This is a genomic window from Pseudomonas oleovorans subsp. oleovorans, assembly GCF_002197815.1.
Taxonomy (GTDB): domain Bacteria; phylum Pseudomonadota; class Gammaproteobacteria; order Pseudomonadales; family Pseudomonadaceae; genus Aquipseudomonas; species Aquipseudomonas oleovorans.
Genome location: NZ_NIUB01000022.1, coordinates 51,240 through 75,188, shown reverse-complemented (window position 1 = coordinate 75,188; position 23,949 = coordinate 51,240). Strand labels below are relative to the sequence as shown.

At 56.6% G+C, this 23,949-nt stretch carries 19 protein-coding genes and 1 pseudogene; all 20 read right to left on the bottom strand.

Translation table 11 applies throughout. The features are described 5' to 3' along the window. Nucleotides 1–51: 51 nt before the first annotated feature. The 20 genes and pseudogenes from PSOLE_RS14485 to PSOLE_RS14390 all read right to left on the bottom strand — a co-directional run bounded on the left by PSOLE_RS14485 (nt 52) and on the right by PSOLE_RS14390 (nt 23,947). On the bottom strand, nt 52–813 hold the full coding sequence (locus PSOLE_RS14485; protein WP_074861064.1) for a hypothetical protein: 762 nt from the start codon (nt 811–813) through the stop codon (nt 52–54). After that, entirely contained in the window at nt 804–1,445 is a 642-nt protein-coding gene (locus PSOLE_RS14480; protein ID WP_074861067.1) for a 2OG-Fe(II) oxygenase, read from the bottom strand. Before PSOLE_RS14480 ends, PSOLE_RS14485 begins: the two co-directional genes overlap by 10 nt. Further along, the gene (locus PSOLE_RS14475) at nt 1,446–2,639 is read right to left on the bottom strand and encodes an SPASM domain-containing protein (protein ID WP_074861070.1); all 1,194 of its coding nucleotides are present in this window, start codon (nt 2,637–2,639) and stop codon (nt 1,446–1,448) included. It abuts the gene before it with no gap. Next, entirely contained in the window at nt 2,629–4,290 is a 1,662-nt protein-coding gene (locus PSOLE_RS14470; RefSeq protein WP_074861073.1) for a radical SAM protein, read from the bottom strand. The genes PSOLE_RS14475 and PSOLE_RS14470 overlap by 11 nt, the downstream gene beginning before the upstream one ends. Then, on the bottom strand, nt 4,283–7,630 hold the full coding sequence (locus tag PSOLE_RS14465) for a PEP-utilizing enzyme (protein ID WP_074861076.1): 3,348 nt from the start codon (nt 7,628–7,630) through the stop codon (nt 4,283–4,285). Before PSOLE_RS14465 ends, PSOLE_RS14470 begins: the two co-directional genes overlap by 8 nt. After that, complete coding sequence (locus PSOLE_RS14460; RefSeq protein WP_074861082.1) at nt 7,627–9,417, bottom strand: radical SAM protein; 1,791 nt, start codon at nt 9,415–9,417, stop codon at nt 7,627–7,629. The genes PSOLE_RS14465 and PSOLE_RS14460 overlap by 4 nt, the downstream gene beginning before the upstream one ends. A gap of 122 nt (nt 9,418–9,539) precedes the next feature. Then, nucleotides 9,540–10,037: pseudogene (locus tag PSOLE_RS14455) on the bottom strand (RNA-guided endonuclease InsQ/TnpB family protein); the annotation flags it as partial. Between the two features lie 158 nt (nt 10,038–10,195). Continuing rightward, a complete protein-coding gene (locus PSOLE_RS14450; RefSeq protein WP_244597303.1) occupies nt 10,196–11,911 on the bottom strand; it encodes a radical SAM protein in 1,716 nt (571 codons plus the stop codon). Nucleotides 11,912–11,936: 25 nt separating this feature from the next. After that, nucleotides 11,937–12,998 carry a hypothetical protein gene (locus PSOLE_RS14445; protein WP_074858366.1) on the bottom strand — a complete coding sequence of 354 codons (1,062 nt, stop codon included), beginning with the start codon at nt 12,996–12,998 and terminating at the stop codon, nt 11,937–11,939. Nucleotides 12,999–13,036: 38 nt separating this feature from the next. Next, the gene (locus tag PSOLE_RS14440; protein ID WP_020307572.1) at nt 13,037–14,359 is read right to left on the bottom strand and encodes a hypothetical protein; all 1,323 of its coding nucleotides are present in this window, start codon (nt 14,357–14,359) and stop codon (nt 13,037–13,039) included. A gap of 6 nt (nt 14,360–14,365) precedes the next feature. Continuing rightward, nucleotides 14,366–14,740, bottom strand: coding sequence for a hypothetical protein (locus PSOLE_RS14435; protein ID WP_020307571.1), 375 nt, complete (start codon nt 14,738–14,740; stop codon nt 14,366–14,368). A gap of 39 nt (nt 14,741–14,779) precedes the next feature. Beyond that, nucleotides 14,780–15,898, bottom strand: coding sequence for a radical SAM protein (locus PSOLE_RS14430; protein WP_020307570.1), 1,119 nt, complete (start codon nt 15,896–15,898; stop codon nt 14,780–14,782). Continuing rightward, the gene (locus PSOLE_RS14425; RefSeq protein WP_020307569.1) at nt 15,895–17,037 is read right to left on the bottom strand and encodes a radical SAM protein; all 1,143 of its coding nucleotides are present in this window, start codon (nt 17,035–17,037) and stop codon (nt 15,895–15,897) included. Before PSOLE_RS14425 ends, PSOLE_RS14430 begins: the two co-directional genes overlap by 4 nt. After that, a complete protein-coding gene (locus tag PSOLE_RS14420; protein WP_244597304.1) occupies nt 17,037–18,119 on the bottom strand; it encodes a radical SAM protein in 1,083 nt (360 codons plus the stop codon). Before PSOLE_RS14420 ends, PSOLE_RS14425 begins: the two co-directional genes overlap by 1 nt. A 126-nt stretch (nt 18,120–18,245) precedes the next feature. Continuing rightward, entirely contained in the window at nt 18,246–19,247 is a 1,002-nt protein-coding gene (locus tag PSOLE_RS14415) for a type II secretion system protein (RefSeq protein ID WP_020307566.1), read from the bottom strand. A gap of 17 nt (nt 19,248–19,264) precedes the next feature. Beyond that, entirely contained in the window at nt 19,265–19,789 is a 525-nt protein-coding gene (locus tag PSOLE_RS14410; RefSeq protein ID WP_020307564.1) for a type II secretion system protein, read from the bottom strand. Next, on the bottom strand, nt 19,789–20,949 hold the full coding sequence (locus PSOLE_RS14405) for a type II secretion system F family protein (protein WP_020307563.1): 1,161 nt from the start codon (nt 20,947–20,949) through the stop codon (nt 19,789–19,791). The genes PSOLE_RS14410 and PSOLE_RS14405 overlap by 1 nt, the downstream gene beginning before the upstream one ends. 15 nt (nt 20,950–20,964) lie before the next feature. After that, nucleotides 20,965–21,459 carry a prepilin-type N-terminal cleavage/methylation domain-containing protein gene (locus tag PSOLE_RS14400; protein WP_083393738.1) on the bottom strand — a complete coding sequence of 165 codons (495 nt, stop codon included), beginning with the start codon at nt 21,457–21,459 and terminating at the stop codon, nt 20,965–20,967. A 26-nt stretch (nt 21,460–21,485) separates the two neighbouring features. After that, nucleotides 21,486–23,255, bottom strand: coding sequence for a GspE/PulE family protein (locus PSOLE_RS14395; protein ID WP_074858361.1), 1,770 nt, complete (start codon nt 23,253–23,255; stop codon nt 21,486–21,488). A gap of 2 nt (nt 23,256–23,257) precedes the next feature. Continuing rightward, nucleotides 23,258–23,947 (bottom strand): hypothetical protein, encoded by a 690-nt coding sequence (locus tag PSOLE_RS14390; protein WP_045633431.1) that lies wholly within the window; start codon nt 23,945–23,947, stop codon nt 23,258–23,260. Nucleotides 23,948–23,949: the final 2 nt, after the last annotated feature.

The following is a 23,949-nucleotide window of genomic DNA, read 5'->3' as shown; positions in this document are numbered from 1 at the left end:
GGAACAGAAATGAAGTTCGGCCAATGCCGACATTGGAAAGCCCTGGCTGCATTACTGCTCTCTCAGAATCAGTGAAAAGGACGACAGAACGTTGTCAGCGCGGGAGTACCTATTGCGGTCCATCTGCGTTTCGCGTGCCACACCAATCCTGGTGCCTATTGATGGATCGATGAACCGGGAAGTCGGCGTGGTGATCAGCAGCCGGCGAGCCTGGATGAACTCAATTTCCGAGTGCTGGAATGCTAGGCAGACAAGGCTCTCTCGCACTATCCGCCAAAGAGGGTTCGTCAGCGGCGTGTGCTGGAACTCCCCGCGCACGGGAAAGAAAATCAACTCATCACAGCCCTTGATCATCCCCTTGCTCGACTGCAAACAGTCGCCCGCGAGGATCATCACTTGCTCATGGCCTGCAACCTCGGCAATCAGCGCTGACAGGGCTTTCATGTATCCATCCTGGCTCTCGAAGTCATGGAGGTACTGGGAAAGCACTGATGCAACTGACTCGTCGAAATAGTTCACCAACTGCGCCAGCCGGTATCCCCAATCCTTGCTCGGCCAGTCTTGAGTCCCCAGGGAGTCAGGTGCCAGAAGTACGGATTTGCCAGAGCGTTTGAGGCTTGCGGCCAGACACAGCGAAACGAGTGGATCATCACCGACGACAACCACATCGAAGGACGCCTTGCCGTAGAGGCTGTCGCCAAATGTGCCAGCGACTCGGGCCAGCAGTCTCAGAACCCCCATGTCCTTGGGTGCGGTTCTAACCGCGTCCAATACCTGGAAACGTTTGAGCTTGATCGTTTTCTTCAACGCCATTCTCGACCGTACTTCTCTTTAACCCGTGTGCGCATCACGTTCTCCCGATAACCAAACTGGCCGACCATCGTGTAGCGGGTCTTTTCGCTGGCGATTTCAGTCACGCGATGTACCCACCGGGGGTTCGTATTGATGGCCCACACCAGCGTCCCGTGGTTCGGAGAGACAGACGCCTTGATGGAGACAGACTCTGGATCAACCAGAAACCCATGCTCATCAATATCTCCCTCACCCAACTGCAACATCCCACCATCCTCGGGATGCCATATGTCTTCACTGAGGTACAGAAGACAGATCAGGTGCATCGGGTCGTAGCTGTCGTGATGCCAAACCATCGAGTCACCCTTCTTGCCGCGTTGCAGCATGCAGTTGGTTCGCGACCAATCGCCCATGTGTGACCGCAGATGCTGTGTCGCCTCACTGAGGCCCAGTTGTTCCATGAACGACAGGTATACGGGTGGGATATTGTGGTTCTGGGAGGGGTTGTCTACTTCCCATGCCGCAATATCTGGACTCCCCGGCCTATCCTCCACGAACGTGTCTGCTTTGATTTCTCCCAGCAGCCTGTCCGCAGTGATCCGATCAATCGAGGATACGAAAAACCCATCCCTGAACAACTGATTCAGATGCACTTACTCACCCCCACTGAAATGCTGATCTACTGCCCTGGATAACCCTTCAAGCCTCGCGTTCTCATACCGCGTTGCAAGTCGGTGCAGCCAGTCGTGAATGTGGCTCAAACCGTGCGTAGCGACGGCCTCGTCTATGCGCGCATAGAGAGCCTTCCAAGTTGCGCAGTGGTATGACTTGCCGTGTACGCCATGCCCTTGGGCGATTGACTCGTACATGCAGCCCCCCTGACATGAGGCTAGGTATGGGCATTCCCGACAGGAACCCGGCAGGTTGCCCGCTCGACTTGAGTACATGGCGAGCGCATCGGCGTACCACTCCCTGCGCACCCCATTCCCAATCGGGGCAAAACCCGCATCTGCCATTTCCAGGCACACGTAAAGGTCGCCGTTTGGCTCGATGTTCACGCTCTTGCGTGTGCAGTCCTGTTGAAAGGCGCATGCCGTTGACTGAACTCGCCCCATTCCACCCAGCTCGTCAATGCGGGCCTCACACATTTGAAAGAAGGGCTCAGCGATCACCGGCAAGCGAAGAAACCACTCATCGAACAGCTCGGTCATCACGTCACGAAACTGCTCTGCGGAGCTTGTTTGGACCGCCTCGATTCCGCCCTTAAAGATCGGGCGGAAAGTGATTGCCCGATTGGAGCGAGCGGCTTCCCGAAGATGCTTAATCGCGTCCGCACCCGAGTCCGGCTCAACAACGTAAATCGCACCGGGCGTGCTGCGCTTACTGCGAAGATATTGATCCGCCGACTTCCAGATCAGACGGTACTTCTCAGCATCGCCTTTCACTGTCCTAGCATCCGTGGTGAGGTCAATGCTCGTCCCTAGGCGACCCTCGAACAGATCGTAAAGGCGTGCAGCCTTCTGCTCGGAGACGATCAGGTTGCTCTGCGCACCAACAACACAACCGATTCCGCGCTCTGCGCATATCCGCTTGACCATACGTATGTGCTCATACAGCTCGGCCCTCGGCACCATCGCAATTTCCCCGCCGAGGAATTGAGCTGTGACATGGGTGAACGCAACCCCTAAAACCCCAGGCCCTGAATCGAGGATGAATGTAAGCGAACGCTCCAATGCGTCAGGAGTGAGGCGCGCATCTGGAGACGCCTGCCAGCTACTGCAATAGGTGCAGTCAGCGTTGCAGTGCTTGGTCAGCCGTATATGCAGCGTCAAAGGATTAGCTTGCATCTGCGACCACCCGGCTCTGCTCCCACTCGTAGACTCGGTATGCGAACTCGAAAAGCTCGTCATGCCTCCCAAGGGCGCTATCAAACGGACTCCCCCTCCCCTCCCTGATGCTATTGAGCGCGTCGATGAACAGTTGCGAGAGCGGCCAGTGATGGCGGTACAGCAGCTCGTCTGCTACGCCCTGACCAGGGAATGCAAGGAAGTGGTAGTTGCGGTACACGATGTGCCGGAAAAGTTCCTCACCGCCCTCGTCTGCTGCCCTGGCCAACCAGCCGGCATCGAGCATGACTTGCGAGCCAATCGCGTCGTAGAAGAACAGGCGCTCAGTCCAGCTCTTTCCGTGAAGATTGCCGGAGGCCATAACCACAAGCCGAGGCCTTGTGAGCTGTGCAAAGTAGCCCTCATAGTCACCAGCAAACGCATCCTCGACCAGCGGCACATCAGCGCCCCGCGCCACAGCAGACTCCAAACGGCGCAGCTCGCTAGCCCCACGGCGCTGGCGTCTCTCAATGAGAGCGAGATACTGACTTCTATCGCTTTGGCTGACCCCGGCTCTCGATTTGGCGAACGCCCAAACACGCTTCAAGCCTGCGCAGTCACCATGACTGATCAGCTGGCTCATTTCTGGGCTTAGCTGCTTGTGCCAAGCCCAGCCTCCCGAGCACGCCACTGCAAACTCACAGGAGCGGCATTCCTCGTAGGGCATGCTGTGACGCAGCCTCAACTCTGGCGCATTGTTGAAGACAGTTTTAACGGCGAATGCGTCGTCAGCAACCGACAAGGCATGCGTTGCCAAAACGCTCTCGTCGCCGGTATAGCTTGAGTTGAAAGTGACTTCGCCGTTTGGCTCCACCTCAAGGTCGTAGGTGTCGTTACCAGGGTAGTGGTAGTGAGTCAGCGTTCGGCAGGCGGACTCCATTTCTATGAGGGGGCTCAGCTCAACGTGGTCTGGGAGAAGCCCACGCAGCTCGATAATGAAGTCGGAGACTTGGCCGTATGTGCAATTGCGGGCGAAGTAGGCCTTCCCTGACCCTGCCGGGTAGAGCATGTCGCAGGTAACGTCCGTGATGCCTTTCTGGATGAAGGTATCAACAATGAACTGAGGGCCTTGCTCGATTACAGCCCTGCTCATCGTAATGCACAGAGTCTTTCGCTTGATCTGTGTGATGGCTTCGAGAGTCGCCAAGTAGCGGGGTAACAGCTTGAAGTCCTTCTTGAACCTGTTGGTATCTGGCTCCCATGGCACGAAAAGATCGAGCCCATGGCCGAAGCGCTCTCCCATCCGGTTCAGCAGGTCAATGTAGCCGTCATCCTTGAAGATCAGGTTGGTACACCATATCAACGCGGCCTCTGCATCGTAGAGAGAGTCCCATGAAGCCATCCGCTCCAGCGTCCAGGGTAGATTCCGCTCCCAGAACTCAAGCGGCATCATTGTTAGCTCGCCGCCCAACAGTTCGATGTTGATCTTGCTGACTTTACGGTCGGCATTGAACAGCTGCTCGATCCGGTCGAAAGTCTTGCGGTAAACGCTCTCGGCCATCATCGTCTTGTCGCCGAGAAGTTCGGGAGTGATGTAGCAATGCTCGCAGCGCAAATTACACAGACGGGTTGGCGCAATGCAGACGTTGAGCATGTCCAGGGCGTTATGCACGAAGCACCTCCCCGTCCTTGCTAACCCTTACCTTATCGCCGGGCTCCAAATCGCTTGGCAGCTTCGCACCCAATACGACAGGCATCCCCATCGCAGCAGCATGCTGCATCAGGTGCGAGGTGATCGCACCGTTACGCGCAATCACAGCCTTGGCCTGCATCATCGGCTTCAAGTAGCTCATGCTGCACTGGTCTAGGAGCAGAATGCCGCCCGCAACACCACTATCAGGTGTAGTGATCACGCCCTCTAGCCCTGCCATGGGGATGCGCCAGCCGAACTCGGGGTTAGAGGCTCCAGTCAGCAGCGCCGGGATAGGCTGCGGCTCAGTGTTATATGCCGGCGCGAGAGGAAGCTGCTCCACAGCCCGCCAATCCCCAACCTGGGACTCAAGGGCATCCATTAGTTCCTGAGCCTTGCCGTCAAACGCCAGATCAGCAATTGCCTTTCGGATGGCGAACAGCCGCACCCCTATCAATACGCTCGCGGCATCTTTCACCCATACCAGCGGTGAGGTGGCTTCGATAACGTCTGACGGGAACTCGTCAGCTTTGTAGTCGCGCAGCTCAGCCAGCGCGCTAAAGCCGGCTAACGGGCAAACCGGGAAACCTGCCCACTCAGCGTCATTCCCTTCAACCAATAGGGCTCCGACCTGGGAGGAAGGTAGGATTCGAGGCTCACCATCCCAGTCTGACCGCAACCGAATTGCGAGCATGGTGCTGGCAATGCGATTTATACGCCCAAGGGTGTCTGCAACCTTCTTGATCGCCTGCACCACTTCCCCCAGATCAGCCCGACACCCCTCGGATGGGCACGTTGCACGGCAATACAGATCAACCCACGCCACAAGGTGCTTAGGCTCAACCGTCTGAGGATTGAAGCCTAATGCCCGAAGGTCTGATTTCAGGATTTTGCGTAGTTGCGAATCAGGCTCCGCGATACAGAAGCGCCGGTTGCCATATGCAATTACATGCCCCGGCGCCAGCGCGGCAACTACTGCTGCCGACAGTGGGTCGGCATGGGCCGAGCCAACTTCAACTGCATTCTTTCGTGCCAGCTGCAAAAGTCGATTTTCCGCGCATGCGCGGGATTTCGACTGATTGACCTGCAACAGGATGAGCCTCCCCCTCCTGAGCGCGAACTCAATCGAGCATGCACCGAGGCGGCTCAGCGCCAGCAGTGCCAGGGCCGGGCTCCGGGCAAGCCGGGGCGAGTTGCGCACATCCCAGATGGGGAATTCGAAACGCTGTGGCGTGGTAGAGCCCCCCGTCACATCTTCGGCCTGCCCTATCTCACAGACGAGATATGGGGAGCGATCCCCAGACTGGAACTGGATAACGCCGTACCAATCAGCCTCGACGTAACGCTGCACCAGCACAAACCCACAAACCGAAGCCTGCGTGAAACCGGCAAAGACCCTCTCCGCCGCTATCTGAACCTCATCTGGGGAGGCGCAGACAACGGACTCGTACAGGCCCGCAGTAGCGCCGTGATCAAGCGCTTCTTGCGTCGTTGCCGAACGGACGATAAGCCGCCCCGTTCCTAGCTTGATGCCTCCTATACGATCAACGTCTTGTGGCGCTACTACTACACCCTTGGGCACTCGGAACCCAAGCTCTGCTGCGGCGTTCAGAAGTCCGGCCTTCGGAGGCATCCAGCTGGCATATTCAGACAAAGCTGCAATAGCAGGCCGCGACTGGCGCCGCCGCCAATACGCTACGCAGGCAAGACCAATTGCGTTCCCGGCCAGAAAGACGAAAGCCGCGCTCTCTAACCACGGATAATCCCACTTCACCTGGAGCACGCATGCTTGAGTGGCGACCATAGAAATGATCACAAACACACTTCGAGTCGGTGCGCGCTTGCTGAGAAGCAATGCCGGCGCCGAGAGGATCAAGCCAAATAGGACTGCAAGCGCTTTCCCATGGCCAAGCAGCAGATTGCCCCCAAACGCCAAATACTCTCGGGCTGCATATGCGATTTTCTCGGCCTCAGTGTTCAGTTCCTCGACTGTTAGAAATGCCCCCGAGAAGCTTCCCGCCTGTGTAAAGCGACCCAGCCAGTGCCCGCCATTCTTGGTCAGCAACTCCCCTGCAAGCAGGGAGTGGTATGCCGTTCGCCGGTCAAACGAAAGCCCTACGTAGGCGACACTTTTATCGAGGCCCTGGATGAACTCCGCCAAACGGCCCTGCGCCACCTCTCTCATCGGCAAGTGGTGGTAGCGGCCCTTTAGATACTCGACACCCAGTGCCCATGGGCGCTCGCTGAAATCCAGAAACGCAACGTCTGATCGATGCAGGACATAGCGCTTCATGTCTTCAAGGCTGATCAGGCGTGTGTCGTTTGTGTAGGAGTCGAAGTAAGCCGGCTTTACAAGAATTTCATCGTCATCAGGCAGGACGTAAGAAACGTCGATACCAGCACCAGCGAGCAAGCTGACAATGACCGGAGTGGCACCTGTGTCATTCGTCTCGAAACCGGCCACAAAGACGGGCCGACCAGCCATGGCCTCGATAAGACTTCTGTAGTTGGCCACGACGTCAGCCAGGGTCAGAGTCTGATGCCCGAACATCCATCCGTCAGTCACGAACTCGCGATCAGTCGTGACCCCCAGGATGAACGCAGATGGATGCGCGTCGATCCATTCCCTGTAGCGCTCAACTGCAACCGGGTTGCCAAAAAGGGGGTGCCCCTCATCGATTCGCTTCCAACCAAACTGCGAGAGTGCTGCTGTGCCCCCCTGTAGGAAGCCCAGGTTCAAACCAAAGTTTCGATGGGCAGCTTCTGCCACTGACGCCGCGATACCACCGAACTCATCAACAAGCACGACACGCCCACCACGCTGGCTGACTGCATCTACAAGCACGTTCTTGTCCCGCCAGAGGTCGTCGATAGACACCTGACCAGACTCTGTGAGAAGGCTTGGGTAGGTACTGAGCTTGAGCGCCTTGAAGTGTCCGGCTTCAAGCCCTTCCATGAACTCCGATGGACTGACAGCCTGCGATGACTGGGCCTGTGCAACTGCATCAAGAAATGGGAACGGAATCGGATGGCTGAGAAGTGACGTGTCAGCGCTTGTGAAAAGCGCCGCCTTCGATGCCTGCTCGGCGCCGTAATCGCGCATCAACACAAGGCACAGCACCACAGCAATTGCAGTGGTTGAAAGCTGTATCGCACCCGCGCCCATTTTTCGTGCGATTACAACGGCGCCGACGAGAAGTGCAGCCGGTAGCGCCAGCGCCCCTAGCAAGCCAGCGCCAATCGCGCTAACTGCTATGGGGAATGAGAATGCCAAGCTCGGGGCCAGCAATAGGCACAGGCCAGCTACAAGTTGCTTGATCATTTGGAGCCCTGGAGGATGCGCGTCACCCTGTAGGCACTTGCCTTGATGCGCTGCATGTAGTCATAGGAGGCGGGTGTCAGCCGCACATCAGCTGTCGGAACGATAACGGCGTGGTCGGCTAGTCTCTCGGCGAACCGCAGCATCCAGATCAAAAGGTCCTCGTACTTGAAAGAAATCTCCAAGCCGGACTGACCGTGCCGTGCATAGCCTTCGCGTAATTCAATGGGCGCCATCGCCCACTGCTGAACAACACCGAGTGCATCCCTGAGATAGCCAACCAGGGAATGCCCAGGTTGACTCGATGCGAAGCGGGCCACCTCATCTAGCTCCACCTCGACAGTGTGATAGTTGCCTGCAATGGAGTGCGCGATGATGGATGCCGCATCGGTGAAGGAAGCAACTCCACCGGCAAAACTTACGGCAACCCCCAGTCGGTCGTAGAACCAAAGCCGCTGCCTCGGCGACAACCCAAACAGCAACCCGTCGAAGACCTCAACTTTCGGCTTGGCCTTCACCGCCTCGAAGAAACCCTCGTAGTCGTCCGAGTAGTCGGCCTCTCGCATACGATCACAGGTAGTCGCCGCTCGAACCTGACGCTTCGCTTTCCGAGCCCTTCTTTCGTCGCCGTAGCGAGTCACACCGATAGGGTCAAAGCTGGATTTTGCTTCTCGCTCCCAAAGCTCGTAGAAGCCCGGACAGGAAAAGCCTTGGCCGGAGGGTTCCATGTATTTGCGAACGACCTGCGGCTCCATTCCTTTGTGCGGATACCAACCAGAGTTGCAAGCCTGGAGGTATTTGCAGTCCCGACAGAAGTCATGTTCATAGCTGAGCTTGTTGTCCAGCTCTGTATTGTTGCCCCAGACGATTTTGAGAGCGGCATTCGCGTCCGTTGCATGGAGCCCTACCACGGGCCTCACCGCCTCGGTGCCGGTTTGGTTCGGGTTGAGTGAAAGAAACCCGCGCTGATCCCAGTGATACTCGTAGGCATCGTTCAGAGTGTTCTGCGAGCGGGAAAGCGTCCGTAGAGACTTCTTCATGTCATCCAGGTGATCGACCGTCAGGCCATAGGGCCTTCCGAGGTCGGTCAGATCGGCGATGAATTTCGCCACATCGGAGTACAGAGGTTGATGCTGCTCGAAATAAGCTTTCCCTGATCCCCACGGGAAGATCATGTCGCAGGTCACGTCTGTGATCCCGCGCTTTACAAAGGTGTCGATGATGTACTGGGGACCTAGGTCGATAATCCCCTGCCCCATGATCAACACCAAGTTCAGCATGTTGCAGTCGCCTAGCGCTTCGATGCGCTGCAAGAACTTTGGGAAGATGGCCATGTTCCGCCCGAAGCGCCCGCTCTCTGGCCCCTCAAAGCTGATCGCAATATCCATGGCTGGATGGTGCCGATGCGCTCGCAGCAGATCGAGGTAGCGCTCGTCGCGCCACATCAGGTTGCTACAGAACGTGAACTCAGTTTGGATGCCTGCGGCGTTCAGCTCGCTGATCTTGTCGAGCGTCCAAGGCAGGTTCCTTTCCCAGAACTCGAAAGGCATCAAGGTGGCCTCGCCACCGAGCACGTCGAGGTGCAGGTAGGACACGGACTCGTCCAAGTGGAAGGACTCAATGATGACCTCCACGCAACGCCGGTATGTGGCCTCATCGACGTACTCTTTCACACGAAGCAGCTCGGGCTGGATGTAGCAATGCCTGCACGACATGTTGCAGTTCAGGTTCGTCGAGATAGTGGTGCTCATCATCTCAATCGAACGGTTGCGGGGCAGGCTGTAAGGCATGATCTTCATACCTGATAGTGCAACCCAGAAGGCACCGTTTGAGACGGTTTGACATCCTCCCCCACCTTCGCGGTGTCCGCTCAGGAGGGGGATTCCTTTACAGGCGTTAGCCGTTTGCTCGGCTAACAGGTTCCTGCTGCTGACGGCATGACCGCACCGTTCACTTCACAGGCGAACCGGGCTAAGTCCAGCCCTTCGTTGCTCAGGTGTGCCTCGCCACGGCGCAGCACGTTGATTGCGCCCACCACGTCAGCGTTGTTCGCATAGCCGCACCGCACGCACAAGAACTGCGCCTGAGTCTTGCGATTGTCCTGGCTGACGTGACCGCAGCAAGGGCAGGTACGGCTGGTGTTGTGGGCAGGCACAGCGATGAGCCATCCACCCTTCCAGGCCAGCTTGTAGTCCAGCTGGCGGCGAAACTCGAACCATCCCTGATCGAGAATCGCTTTGTTAAGGCCAGCCTTGGCCTTCACGTTGCGCCCTGGCTGTTCAGCCGTGCCGGCTGCCGAAGCGCTCATGTTGCTAACCTTCAAGTCTTCGATGCACACCATCGCGTGGTTCTTGCTGATGGTCGTTGAAGTCTTGTGCAGGTAATCGCGGCGCACATTGGCGATACGGCTGCGGGAGAGCACGATGGGGGTGACAATTGCAGGGACAGGGCTGCTTCTTATTGACTCAAGCCAATCTCAGGCCATGGCCATAGCCCGCGTGACTCTGATTATCCCAGCGATTGCTGCTGGGTTTTGGTGGCTATTTTCAGAGCCGAGGCGGTAGCGAATTATCGCGCCGCCCGTACCCTCTCAACCGCTTCACCACTACTTGCGGCGCCGCTAAAGCGCGCCTCGGTTCTTAACCGCAACGCACACGCTCTAATAACCGGATCGGCATCAGCCAGGTCCGCAGCGTCATGCCCACGCCTTGGATTCTGGATCACCCAGCGCAGAAGTTCCGTGTTGTGCCCAGCAGCAATCAAGCTTTCTCCTACATGCCCTGACTCAACCGCTTGCGCTCCAGCAACCAGCAGATTGGCGAGAGGGTCAGCCGGGTTTCGTTCGCACCAGCTCCATACGGCTCCCTCACCCAGTGACAAGGCAAAGAAATCGTCGTACACCAGATGCTCTACAACGGTGCGCTGTTCACTGTCTGTGAGCCTCACAAACTCTGCTTCGGTCAAAAGCATGCGGCAACCTACTGCCTGATACGCCCACATCCGTTGAACGAGGGGCTTGCCCATACCCTCCCCTGCAAGAAGCTGGACCTCGTTACCTGCGACCTGCTTTAGCCACTGGGCATGAGAAAGAGAGTCATCAGTCGGCTCCAGGGAAAGGCTCGTAGAGCGCGTTACAGAATTGCGCTCGCTGCGGAGCCTGGACATTTCTTCACGGTGAACCTGAACCGGGCGGTCGAATGCGCCGTACTTGTTCTTGATCTTGGTCCAAAGCTTCTTGTAGCCAGGACAGTCACCCGCATCCCAGGCACGTACATCCTCCGGCGCAGCGGTTCGGTAGTGATACCAGCCCCCAGCACAGGAGGAATGAAACTCGCACTGGAAACAGTAATCGTGGTACGCGGATAGCTTGTTATCCAGCTCCTGAGTGTTGTCACTCAAGACCTTCCAGCTCCAATCTGGATCATCCAGGTAGATGAGCCCCGAACCCAGCGATGCCTCGTCGGTTGTCTGGTTGGCATTGAACGTAGTCAGCCCGTCCGGCTCAATCGCTAGGTCGTAACGGAAGTTTCCAATGCACTGATAGCTTGTCCCCCTGAACACCGCACCGCTCATTTCATCCGCAGGCGTGAATGTGATGCCCTCGGGCACCATGTCGAAAAGGCGAATGAGGTAATCACTCATCCTCTCGAATTCCACCATATTCGGTTGCCAGAATGTCCGACCAGACCCGAACGGACTAATCATCTTGATTGAGAAGTCCTTGATCCCAAGCGGCAGGAAAGTCTCCAGCAGATACTCCGGGCCAAGGTCAACGACTGTCCGCGTGAGGATCACATCTAGAATTTTTTGACGGACGCCAGCTTCTCTGACCGTTTCTTTCCAGCGGTCGAACAAAGCCATGTTCTTTCCGAAGCGGTTAGTCTCAGGCTCCCAGGAGGTGTACAGGCACATTTCCTGTCTGTCGCCATATTTAGCGAACAGGTCAAGGTAATCACTCCGCCGTTTCTCATCAGCGAAGATGAGGTTAGAGAGCACGTTGATCGAGCCCGGCGTCTTGAGCACCTTATTGAAGTCAGCGCATTGGTCCAGTGCGAATGGAAGGTTCTCCTGCCAATACTCGACCGGCAAGCTGGTAATCTCCCCCCCAATCAGCTCCCACTCGATTTCTTCAAGCCCCTTGTCCAGCGCCAGCAACTCGCGCATGCGCGGGAAAATTGACTTGAAAGTCTCTGGCTGCATGAAAGAGCGATTGGCCAGCTCTTTCGGATCGATGTAGCAGTGGGTGCAGCGCCTGTTACACCACCTCGTTGCGGTGATGCTCACGTTTGCTTGATTGACAGTCCGAGCCTTATGCACAGCTTCGCTCCAGAATCTTGTCCCACATTGAGCGTCCACCTGCGCATTCGCCTGAACCGTCACTCACCGGGACGTGCGAGGGGCCGCCCTTGCAGTAATGCGCGTGAATGCAGTTGCGACAGGGCGTAGTGCGCGCCCTGTCGGCCATGACCCTTGCTTTACGACGCGATGACAAGAGGATGGGCTCCATACCTCCTTCATTGACGTTCCCTAGGAATGTGCCGCCGAGGTCGGAGTACAAAGGGTTTGTGGTAACTGTCCCGTCAGGATTAAGCGTCAGGAAGCGGCTCTCGCAAGCAACGTTAAACTGGTTGTTTGGCTGCCCGACTTGCTGGTGAAACGCACCAATCACAATACCTTGATCTTGGAATGCCGCCCCCCACTCAGCCTGCAAGCGCATCAAGAAATCCCAGACTTGCGCGTAGCTTGCTGTAAGGGGCAGCAGAGGAACACTTGAAGCGGCATAGGCCGGCGCCGACAAAAAAGAGCGGAAATCTACCGAAACGTCGAACTCCCAGACCCGGCATTTGGAGCCGAGAATGACCGCGGCAAGTGCTGCTGGACCGGCCTGAATCGTTTCTATGTTCAGCTCAACGTTTACAGGGCATTCGACCCCTGCATCCCAGAACGCATTGAGGCCCGATAGGAACTTGCGCTGATAGTGAGCTGCATCGCCCGAGAGGGAATACTTGTGGGCGAATGCGTATGTAGTTTCGACCCTGCCCTCAAACTCGTCGTGAGCAAGATCGATCAGCCAGCTGGACACGTTAAAGCAATTCGTCACCATGGTCTGGTGCGCATGACTCAAGGCGCTGCGTGCAGTGTCGCAATAGGCCTTCATGGCCGCTTGCCCAACCACAGATGGCTCGCCACCCTCCCATATGAGGGTGACGGGCCTCCCAAGCCAGAAACCAGAATCCAGGAAGCGCTCAAGGGTTGGCAACGGCAGGCGCTCTTTCGCAGCCCGGTGGGCCTCGGTCAAATAACAGCGCTTGCAATCGACATTGCATTGCCGAGTTACGTTGATGAAGCCAACTGCCTCTTTCGTGTCCATACCACCTCGGAGCGCTCGATTAGCCGAGCGCAGTACCGTCAGCCAACAGCAATGATGTTGCTGGCCGGCTGAACAGATACTGGCTCAGCCACAGGCTGAGGTTTCTCCAGACCTATCTCGCTGATTGCCCCGCCTGCTTTCAGGATGGAACCCAGCATGCCAACAAACTCGGCTGCCGCCAGAGCCGCAACTTTGCCGTCCACGCCTATCACCTCAGCTGCGCCGCGAGCAGAGGGAGAAGGCTCGACCGCTCCCCTGTCTAAGTCAACCAGCTGCTTGAGCTGTGATTTGGCGCTAAGCTGATCCCACGCCCCCAGTAAGCCATCAGCCCCACCAAAGGCACCGCCCAATGCGCTGACTAGGTTGTGAGCAAAAGCCTTCTGAGCGCGGCTCGGGGTGTAGTCCTCAAGGCTCTCGTCGGCTTCTTTGGGCAGGTACTTGTCCAGAACAGAGTGGAAACTGTTCTTCAACTCGTAGATGAGCCCAGCAGCATCAGGAATAGAAAGGCCAGTCATCTTGCTCGTTGCGCGAATGAGGTTCGGAACTGGCGTCCTGGCATCCAGTTCTTCTTCCAGCATCCTTTTGCGCGCCTCACGAAGCTCGGCTTCTTTCAGGCGGAGCGCGCCGCCGAGCTTTTGCGCCTCAGACACGAAGAAGTCGTCACCGCCCAGCTCGCGCTCAATCACCTGATCGAGCCTAGCCTTGATGTAGTCCATGACCTCCACCGGCACTTCGTCGGTGAATAGGAGCTTCATTTCGCGGTTGTTGGTGATTTCCTTCGGGGTATGGCCGAGCGCGACGGAGAACTTGTATTCGAGATAGCCGTCGAGAGGCGTAAGGCTGAAATTGCCGCTGCTCATGCTCAGCCATAGCGCCGAGTAGGACTCCAGGCGATCAACGTAGCTGACAACTGCATCAACCGTTTCGGGGGACGGTGGCAGCATCAAGCGGACATTGAGCCCTTGTGCCTCTGCCTCATTCAGGACGAGCTGAGGATCAACAGTGCAGTTTGGACCAACGTCGATAGTGCAGCGGCTCAGCGTGCCTGTTGCGAGCAGCAGGCTGAAAATGAAATTTTCGTCGAGGGCGTCAGGGTCGTCTTGGCTCGCACGCACACTCAAACCCAGCGAGAGTGCATCGAGGGGGATGCGCTGCAACTCGGTGTCGCATTCGACCAAGGCGTAGTGAACAGTGCGCTCGAACTTCAAGCCAGGGTCGGCTTTGATAGCCTCGGATTGCGCCTGGAAAACAGCATCCAACTCAGACGCTGTTTTACCAACCACGAACGGTTGCTCGGGCTGTACCGACACTTCCTCGGCGGGGGCTTCCCCCATCAGGGCGTCACCGATAATCGCTGTCATAGCTCGTTACCTCCAGCCGCGAGAGCCATGGCAAGCACCATGGCAAGCGCCATGGCATGCGGTGTGGCAGTAGCCCCAGGCCCCGACATTCGTCGAGTCTCGGTCCTTAGCTGTGGCAGTGGCAGCCAGAAGCAGGTTGTCGATGCCCATCGGCTCCTTATCGACCACCAAGTTCTGGAGTGCATCCTGGTACTGATCGACCACCGGCTTGATGGGATTCAGTTCCAACATCGCACGGTAACGCTTGATTTCGGCATCCGAAGCCAGCTCGGCAACTGTTTTGTCGAGCGTGATCTTGGTCGATGCCTGAGAGTGCTGTGCGAACACAGCAGCACTTACAGCCAAACCGACGAGCACGCGGTTTACGGCCTTACCCTTCATACCCCTTCTCCTGTTCAATGTGACCCGGAGGCCATCGATTCACCCTGCAACAGCTATGAGGCTAGGGCTCTCAGCCGAGGCCAAACAGGCATTCAGTAATTTGAACGCCTGATAGCCCCCGGAACACTCCCCGGACTCGTCTGTCTTAGGTGTTGCCATACACCCGCTAGAGCAGATCGGCTTAAACCGGCAGTCAAGGCAACTCATTTGCCTAACCTGCCTTGTCTCGCTTAGACCTGCCGTATCAACAACTGCCGCGCCTACTGCATTCCGATTGCTAACTTCGGATGTGAGAGCTGTACACGCCGCGTAGTAACCCGTCTGATCAAAAGTATGGAAGCGCGTATCGCACTTCCCCGACAAACATCCGTACCCCCCGGCCTTGCCTGCTCGAAGCCTGCGGACACTTTCGATGAGCCCGTCGAGAGGGGAAATGTTCAGCGGCTGTTTGCCACTGCGTTCCTCCCGCACAAAGCGCATGTAGGCTACAGCAAAACGGCCTATCCAAGTGCTGTACTCACGGTTGGAAACACCCAGCCAGTGCCAATTGCTGATCGCGTACCCCGTTTTGGTCAAGCGCTCGAAATGCACAAGACTGATTCCTTTCTCAAGGAGAAAGTCGATTAGCTCGCGGGGATTCTTGAATCGCTCAAGCAAAGGTCTAGTCGTCGTGATGACCATGTAAGGGGAAAGGCCCTGCTGTTGCAACTCAACTACGTGCTTCCAGAACGCCTTCTCGAATTCGGCATTGGATTCAGGGCGCCCCTTGCGCATCAGGCGGATGCGGTGATCCCACGAAACACCAACCTGACCACCGAAGAACTCTCGATACAGCTCGGCCCAACGGAGGTCAAAATTCATGAGGTTGGTCTGGATGCTGAACTGCACCTCATAGTCCGACAGCTCGGTTCGGAGGTAAACGCAGACCTTGCGAAGAAACTCCGCACCCACAAGGGTCGGCTCTCCACCGTGAAACTGAAACAGGAGAGTCTGCCCTGGCGCTGCAAAACCACGAATGCGCTGGGGAATAGCCTCTATGTCCGACCATTGCATCCGCTTCGGATTGTTCGGGATGAAACAATGCTCACAGTGCAAGTTGCACGCCTCGATGAGGCGCACATAAATCATCTGATCGAACTCTTTGCCGGCCTGAATCAACGGACGCGCTCCATTCCGTATGTGTAGGGGTCGAATGCAATGTGTCCTGCTGCGGCGAGGTATGCCGACGCATGCTGCCTCCCAATGGGAGTGCTCACATAAGCTTGTACATGGTGCAGATGAGAGCGGTAGCCAGCGCACTCGCCGCTGCCGGTATGTACCTGATGATCAGTGATCGGGCACCCGGACTTGCAGAAGCTTCGGAATGGGCACGTCTGGCAGTGATTAGCCACATGCTCGATCATCTGGACTTTGATCCAGCTCCTGCGCACAGGGCTTGCCTGAAAGGCATCGATCCCGTCCTGCGCCTTCGGCCACTGCCCTTGCTCGTACTCGATACGATCAGGGCAAGTATTGAGTGACCCGTCTGGGTTCACGACGAGGAAATCTCGCTGGCACTTTCCGCCCCAGCGCTCACCGGGCTGACCATGAAGCACGCCGCCAATCGAAGCCGCCACAGCGTTGTTAGCCACGAATGGCCTGCCAGCTGCAATGTCTGCCATTGCCAAATCAAAAAGCGCTTTCAGGAAATCGCTATGTTGACGATTGTCAGGGCGGTCAGCACCCGCCCCATAGGCGTTGTAACGCTCGATGTTGAATTGCTCGAACCCATGCCCTTTGAACCACTCATAGACCTTTGCGGGGTTTGCAGTCTCGTTCGTGGTGGGCACCATGATCGGTCCTACTGCGATGCCGTTGCTCCGGGCTAAATCCACTTTGCGCAACCAGAGGTCAACGTACCTCTCATTGGAGCCGTTGAGCGTGCGTCCTGTGAAGTCCAGGGATGATCCAACAAAGGAATCGCATCGATCTTTGATGAAGCCGATATGGCTCTCGCGAAGCGGGATAAGGCTCGTCTGAATAGCCTCCTGGACCTCAAACCGACCGAGGCCTTCTCTCACTCTGTCGGAGTACCAAGTCAACGCATCAGCGTTCAAGCTTAGCGGCTCACCGCCATGGTAGAGGATGGCAATGCGATCATGCCCTTCGCGCAGGGCAAGGTCGTGAATTAACTCTAGCGTCGCATCAAGGGTGTCAGCAGACATGCGTGCTTTGTTGGCCCGAACATCCTCGGGCAAATAGCAGAAGTCGCAACCCACATTGCAGTAGTTCGTGGGCTTGAGGTACACGGTCAACATTAGGCAGCACCCTGCCCAGCTTGTAGCCTGTATCGAGCAGCAACCGGGTCAATACCTAGCCGGTAGAGCACTCGGTCAGCTTCGCCCGTTAGCACCGACTCTTTGAGCCGATCAAAGACCATCTTCCACGACTGGCAGTAGGCAAACTTCCCCCCCATTCCGCGCTCGAACAGCACGGCGTCGCGGGCGCAGCCGCCCTGGCACTCTTGAAAGTGCCGGCAGGTCTTGCAGTCCGGGGGGACATTGCGGCTTCGTTGGATAATCTCGCGTGAGGCCGGCGAAGACGCCAGAGCAGGAACCACGTCAGCCCCAGAGTAATACTGGACCTGCACTGGCTGGGCTGCCACCTGGACAGCTCCGGTTAGGATGTTCCCAAAACGATGCGCCGGGTCCCCAAGATCACTGAACTCCGAGCAATTGAAAACGGTGCCGTCAGGGTCGATGGTCAGGAATTTGCCACCACAGGATTTTGTCCATGGGCAAAGAAGTGCTCGGAAGCCCGCAACCTTCGAAAGCATCTGATCTAGCGGAGTAATGTTGAAGCTCGGGACCTCACTGATCCAGCGGTTATAGAGGTCAATGAGCATCTGCCCATAGGTCTGAGGCTGAATCAGCATGCCGGCGTTACGCACCCGACCTGCGGGGTAGGCGTAATTGAAGCGAATGTCGAATCCGAAATTTCCGTAGGCATTGGCGCGGTCAAACATAATCGCTGCGCGATCAGCAGCGCCCTCGTCATAGACCCCAATTACCAATGGGCGAAAGCCGTCAGCAATGACTTCATCCATCGCCCGCCAGAACATGCGGTCGTATGTCTCGGCCTTCCCCTTCACGGTCCTGTATTTCTTGTATGGGTCGAAACTGGTTGAGATTCGTCCGCCGAAGACTTCTTCGAAAACACCCCTCCAGCGACCTGAGTTGTAGCCCAGCAGATTGGTCTGGATGGCAAAGTTCAGATTCACGCCTTGGGATTTGGCGTATTCCGCGCATGCGCGGAAATACTCAGGCCCCATGAGCATCGGCTCCCCGCCGTGCCAAATCCAATCTACCTGCGGCGTCAGGTTTCCCTGGAGGCGGTTCAAGATCGTCTTGAAATTATCTAGGGACCAGCGTGCCGCCCCATCTGGTGGCGCAGAGCAGTAAGTGCAATCAGCATTGCACTCCTTAGTTGGCTTAGCTATGACCACCGAATAGGGCATTACGAAATCTCAGGTTGGGTAGTAGCAGAAAACATCAACAAGCGAGTCGAGGTTCGCGTAGTCAACTGCGTACCCCTCCGCTACAGCTGTCACGCTCCAGTAGGCGCCTACTGGTGTGAGCCGGTAGTTGAAACCATAACGACCAACGAAAGCCGGATCATACGAACCCGAATATCCGCCTCGCATTGCGGCTGGACGGAGAGCCCCTTTGGGAACTCCGCCTGCTGCGCAAGTGGGCTGCTGAACAAGCCAGCCATCTCGAACGATATAAGTACCTATGTGGACGAAATTGGGCAGGCTAGCCGAGAGGCGGCGGTTGCCTCTAGAACGCACCACCACGTCATCTACAGTGAGGGTCTGCCCTGCCGGGATAATCACCTGACCATTCTGCGCACTCAGCGTTAAGCTTCCTGACTGGGCGCTTAAAGTCGGATTTGCCTGGGAGAAGTTGATGTTGCCTGCTTCGTTGATCTGCTGGCCGCCCATCAAGAGGGTGGTGCGCATGCGGTTATCCTCTGGATTACCAGTATCAACACGCGTCAGTTTGTTTCTCAGCGCGGGCTCGCTGCCCGGCACACCAATCGTCGATCTGATTGTGTTCGTCGCTGCGGCGGTGATTTCCGTTCCGGCAATACTGTTCACCAGATAGCCATCCCAGTCCTTAACGGCTGACTGGACAACACTGAAAGTTCTTGCATCGCAAGATGTTGTGATTGGGTTGTTGTAGCGGTTGTCGGTGCTCATGGCGCCGAGGTAGCCACCCGTTTTAAGGACGCTGATGGCGGTTGAGCAGGGGACGCCGCCCGGCCAAGATGCAGTAGCCACTCGATAACTTCTCGCCGCGTCGAGTATTGCCGTGGTGTCTTCCGCTGTAAGGTTGGCCCGACGCAGGTTCAGTTCCTCCATCATGTTCGGAGTCATCAGGGCGGCGATAAGCGCCATGACCGCCATGACCACAACCAACTCAATAAGCGTGAAACCTGCTTGCTTCCGAGCCTTGGACATTTTCATTTTGAACCTCACTTCCCTCAGCGAATGGACTCGCCAGTCAAAAGCCGTTTCTGATGCTGCACCCAAGCCGGCCCAGCTGTGCTGCGGGCAGGTGTCGCGACGATAATTCGAGATTTGGTGCCTGCTGTTTCCAGGTCATAGCCCTCCCACCCATCTACAGTCCGATTCAACTCAACAGCGACGGTGCAGGACTTGTCTGTCATCTTGAAGTAGTACGGGTTGCCGAAGGGGTTCTCGTCGGGGATCACGTAATCGGAAGACAGAAGGCCTTTGAGGACCGACACAGCGGTCCACGCGCTATAGCCAGGGCCGTATGTACTGGAGACGACCAATGTGGTGGCGTTACGCGATGTAGACGCTGGAGATACCCGCGCAACATTGCAGGCCGCGACGATTTCTTTCGCCTGAGAAACTGCACCTCTGATTTTTGCCTGCTCAATCGGCTCAGCAATCACCGGCAGCATGAATGCCAGAATGATGGCGATGATCGCGAGGACCACCACCATTTCGATTGCAGTAAAACCAGCTTGCTGCGCTCTCATCACATGCTCATCCGCATGGTCATCATCGGCACATAGAAGCCGAGTGCGAACAGTAGGATCGAGCTGATGAGAACCGCCATCGCGCCCCGAGACATGCTTGTGGCGATCTTCTCCGAATACTGGATGAACATTTCCGTCAGCGCTTCGGAGAGGTTGGAGAGAATCCGGCCACGGCCATCAATGTTTTGCTGCTCGAAGCCCTTTAGGTTCTGCTGGATGATCTGAGGCCATTCCTCGCTATCGAATACCAATCCCAGTTCGCGACCTTCTTTGTTGCGCTCCAGAGCTTCTTCATACAAGACGCGGTGGCGACCCTTGGAACGCTCCAGCATGAACCGCAACACCTGGGGCGTCGTAAATCCAGAGGCCGTTAAAAGCTGATAGGTTTGAACGAACTCCAAACCCCTCTTACAGCGCAGACGGTCATCGAACAGATTGAAAACCGGCCATCTACGGCAGGTTTCCCAAACTTGGTTTCGGAAAATGAATGCAGCGACCAACAAGCCCACGATGACTGGCCAGTAGGTCATGTAGAAGTTTTCGAGCCACATCAGCAAATGACTTAGCGACGTAGGTGTGATCGGGAACTTCTGCTTGTAGATGAACTCTCGCAGCATGCTCCCGCCGAAGATTGGGAATCCGATTCCAGCAGTCACACCCACCACGAAGTTGATCGCAGCCGTCTTCATCGGCTTTGCGAACTCTTTTTTCGTCTTCATGCGGTCGCGCAGTACAGATGCAGCACGCTTCAAGGAATCCGAAAGGTTGCCCGCCTTGTCGCCGGCATCCGCAAGGAGGATTGCTGTCTCATCAAAACGCATCAGCTTGAGATAGTCCGATGGACGCTCACATCCGCTGAGGTCTGCCTGAGCCAAGCCAAGCTTAGAAAGGTCAACGGCCTCCGTGATAGCTCGACCTGGGGTTTTGCCGGCTTCGAGCTTGGAGGCAACAGTAACAAGCGCGAGCACTTGTTCTGTTAGGGGAAGGCGCTTCTCGGTCAGCGCCGCCCGAAGTGCGCCAAGGTGATCCACCTCAACGCTATGGATGTTCCGACTTTGCAAGCCGGACCTGGAAATGGCTTCCTCCCTGGTCAGAGCTTCGATTGGCTTGGCCTGAAAGGTGCCATCAGGACCAATGTGCTTGATTACGAAGTAAGCCATTCCCAGTTACCCAACTTAGTTGCAGCGGTAGGCGACTACCACTTGGGCAGCGGTGCCAGTTGCGGACTTGACGTTTGGCGCAGTTACCAGCGAGTCCTTCAAGCTGGTGGCCAAGGCGGTGTCTTGCAGGTCGAGCGGGTAGGTCACGGTCGCGGTGTTGCCACCAGAAGTGGCCACAGTCCACGCGCCACCAAAAACGGTTTCTTGTGGAGCGCCGCGCTCTACCATCTTGGCGTAGGTGATGGTGGTGTTGTTGCACTTGTTGGACATGGTGACGAGCCGGGTGATCGCGCTCGGGAAATCCTTGAGCAGCTGAGTTTTCGCGGCCTGCACCTTGGCATCTTCCTTGGACTGGAACAGGCCGGAGGACATGACACCGATAATCAGTGCGAGGATGGCAAGTACGACAACCAGCTCGACAAGGGTGAAACCCTGCTGGCCCTTTTTGGCCTTCATCATCCGATCCGGTTGGATCATCTGCTGCGCCTGCTCGACAGTTACTTGTTGCATATGGTCTTTCTCCTGGTGGTCAAACGTTAAAGCGTGGTCAGGTCCGGCTGAGCGCTGGTCGATGGGCGAGAATCGGGGGCTCGAACAGCAACTGGAATAGCTTGCCCTGAACCCAAGGGGGCATTCACCTCAACTCGATCCACTTCGTATGGCTTGAGCTGCGCTTCGAGTTGATCGAATCCAATAACGCCTTCCGCAATGAGGCGTAGCCCGTCATCCCAAAGGTCTTCAAACGAACCTTCTGCGATCTGCTTGCGGCGGAGGATCGAAGGATTGGCCCCGTTCAAAAGCGCTACCTGAACATCAGCGGTCATTTCGAGAATTTCGATGATGCTGTGCCGACCTTTCTCGCCCGTAGCATTGCACTCGATGCAGCCGCCGAGCTTCGCCTTGAATACCTTTGTCTCACCCTTGGCGCGTGAGAATGCAGGGTTCTGCCCGTACTTTTTGAGTCGATCAGCATCGTCCTGTAAACGGTATTCGACTTTGCAATGCGGGCAGAGGCAGCGAACCAAGCGCTGTGCCAAAAACGCAGTTGTATTGGAGACGATCAGGTCGATACCGATGCCCATTCGCTCCAAGCGACCGATGGATTCATGAGCGTTGTTGGTGTGCAGGGTGGTCAAGACGAGGTGGCCAGTCATTGCTGCTTTGTAGCCAAGCTCGGCAGTTTCTTCGTCACGCATTTCGCCAACCAGGATCACATCTGGGTCCTGGCGAAGCAGTGCGCGAAGTGCCTTCGCGAAAGTCAGAATGTCTGTGACTTCGGTGTGACTCATCCCCGGCTGCTGCATTTCAACCGGGTCCTCAACCGTGTGGAAGTTTCGGTTGGGGTTGGTGTTCTGCATGTTAATGAGCTGGGCATACAGCGCAGTGGTCTTACCGCTACCAGTAGGGCCAGTCATCACGATCAGGCCGCTTGGGTAGTTCCCGAACCGCACCAGCTTGTCGTAGTTGGACGACGACATTCCCAACCGACCAAGGTTGGCCAGCTTGGTGTTGTTACCAAGCAGACGCATGACCATCTTCGATGAGGTTTCAGAGCGACGACTAACCGGCAATGTCGATACCCGGAGGTTGATCGACTTGTTGCTATCCAGTTGCAGCTCGAACTTGCCATCCTGCTGATCCAGGCTGTGCAGAGGGACTTGGCAGCGCTGCTCCAGTACGGCACGGACCATCGTCTCGTAGAGAGGAAGATCGATCTTCTTCTGAGCGCGGAGGATGCCGTCGATACGAAACTGGAGGTCCACTTTGTCCGATTGGTTCGGGACAAAGTGAACATCACTCGCGTCCATTTGAGCCGCAAGGCGGATCAGGTCCTCTACCTGCTGTAAGGCCAGCTTGTCATCGACAGCCTCACTCTGATCATTGCTGTCTGTACCGTGTACCGCTCGAATCTGTGAGAGGTAGCTATTGGAGACGACAGCAATAGAATGGACTTCAATGTCCTCTCGCCGAGCCCAAGCAGTGGCGCTACTCACCATCTGCGAGTCGAACGGATTCGTGACGCAGAGGTAGTCACTGTATGCCAACCAGCCATCCTGCGGGCCGGCACAATGCACGGGAAGTCCTTCTTCCAGCACAATCAGGTTGAACATGTTCAGCGCCGCAGCCGCTGCCGCAGCAACAGCAGCGTCATCCTTGGCCACTCGAATCGCGTCAATGATGATCGATTGCATCGACTCAGAGACTGGCTGACTCTCCGCAATTTGAGGCGTGACTTTGCCGTGTTTGACAAGGTGCTCGTAGACCTTGGCCTGCGCGAATCGGATTTTGTCAGTGTTGGGGTTCATGATCAGTCGTCCGCGTAACGCACAGATTTGGTCCAGTCGATGCGAACGACGCGAGAACCGTCCTTACCTTTCAAGGTGGCGTTATCCACCCCAAGCTTGGTGAGTTTCTGGTCATAGATGCTGTCCCCCACCTTGACCTCCTGGAAGCCCTCATTGGTGAAGAACAACGCACTGTTTCCGCGCAGCTCAACCAGCCGCAGTAGCTTCTTGCCCTCGGACTTCTCTCGCTCGGTAGGCTTTGTTACGACCTCAACCTTTTCAGGTTCCGGCTCGGCGGGCTTAGCAGCCTCGGCAGGCAGACCGGGCGCCGGCAAGGGGGCGGAGAATGCCGACTCGCCAAACAGCCCCTGGCCAGCAGGCATGGGAATGACTGGATCGGCTCCATTGAAAGGATCGGACGGATTGAATCCCTGGCTTGCCTGCGCCCCGCCTCTGCGGCGCACCTCTAGGGCCAAGCGCTCCATGTCACCGATACCCTTCGGGACACCCTGCTGATCCACGATAAATCCGGCGTCACTCATGTCCTTGAATGACTTTGCCATTTCGGCCTGAATTTTGAGCTTGTCTCTGTTGAACTCCATTTCTTGGAGAGTTCGATTGCGGGACAGCAAACTATCCTCAGCCCCCTCAGCAAAGGCGCCGGTCGAAATGGTTGCCGCTACAGCGAGTGCGAATACGCTTACTTTCTTCATGC

Bases quoted from the DNA above. Each gene is read 5' to 3' on its own strand.
- PSOLE_RS14485 (WP_074861064.1), bottom strand. From the start codon at position 813: ATGGCGTTGAAGAAAACGATCAAGCTCAAACGTTTCCAGGTATTGGAC.
- PSOLE_RS14425 (WP_020307569.1), bottom strand. From the start codon at position 17,037: ATGTTGACCGTGTACCTCAAGCCCACGAACTACTGCAATGTGGGTTGC.
- PSOLE_RS14475 (WP_074861070.1), bottom strand. From the start codon at position 2,639: ATGCAAGCTAATCCTTTGACGCTGCATATACGGCTGACCAAGCACTGC.
- PSOLE_RS14445 (WP_074858366.1), bottom strand. From the start codon at position 12,998: ATGGACACGAAAGAGGCAGTTGGCTTCATCAACGTAACTCGGCAATGC.
- PSOLE_RS14395 (WP_074858361.1), bottom strand. From the start codon at position 23,255: ATGAACCCCAACACTGACAAAATCCGATTCGCGCAGGCCAAGGTCTAC.
- PSOLE_RS14390 (WP_045633431.1), bottom strand. From the start codon at position 23,947: ATGAAGAAAGTAAGCGTATTCGCACTCGCTGTAGCGGCAACCATTTCG.
- PSOLE_RS14435 (WP_020307571.1), bottom strand. From the start codon at position 14,740: ATGAAGGGTAAGGCCGTAAACCGCGTGCTCGTCGGTTTGGCTGTAAGT.
- PSOLE_RS14400 (WP_083393738.1), bottom strand. From the start codon at position 21,459: ATGCAACAAGTAACTGTCGAGCAGGCGCAGCAGATGATCCAACCGGAT.
- PSOLE_RS14460 (WP_074861082.1), bottom strand. From the start codon at position 9,417: ATGCCTTACAGCCTGCCCCGCAACCGTTCGATTGAGATGATGAGCACC.
- PSOLE_RS14440 (WP_020307572.1), bottom strand. From the start codon at position 14,359: ATGACAGCGATTATCGGTGACGCCCTGATGGGGGAAGCCCCCGCCGAG.
- PSOLE_RS14465 (WP_074861076.1), bottom strand. From the start codon at position 7,630: ATGATCAAGCAACTTGTAGCTGGCCTGTGCCTATTGCTGGCCCCGAGC.
- PSOLE_RS14410 (WP_020307564.1), bottom strand. From the start codon at position 19,789: ATGAGAGCGCAGCAAGCTGGTTTTACTGCAATCGAAATGGTGGTGGTC.
- PSOLE_RS14415 (WP_020307566.1), bottom strand. From the start codon at position 19,247: ATGAAAATGTCCAAGGCTCGGAAGCAAGCAGGTTTCACGCTTATTGAG.
- PSOLE_RS14405 (WP_020307563.1), bottom strand. From the start codon at position 20,949: ATGGCTTACTTCGTAATCAAGCACATTGGTCCTGATGGCACCTTTCAG.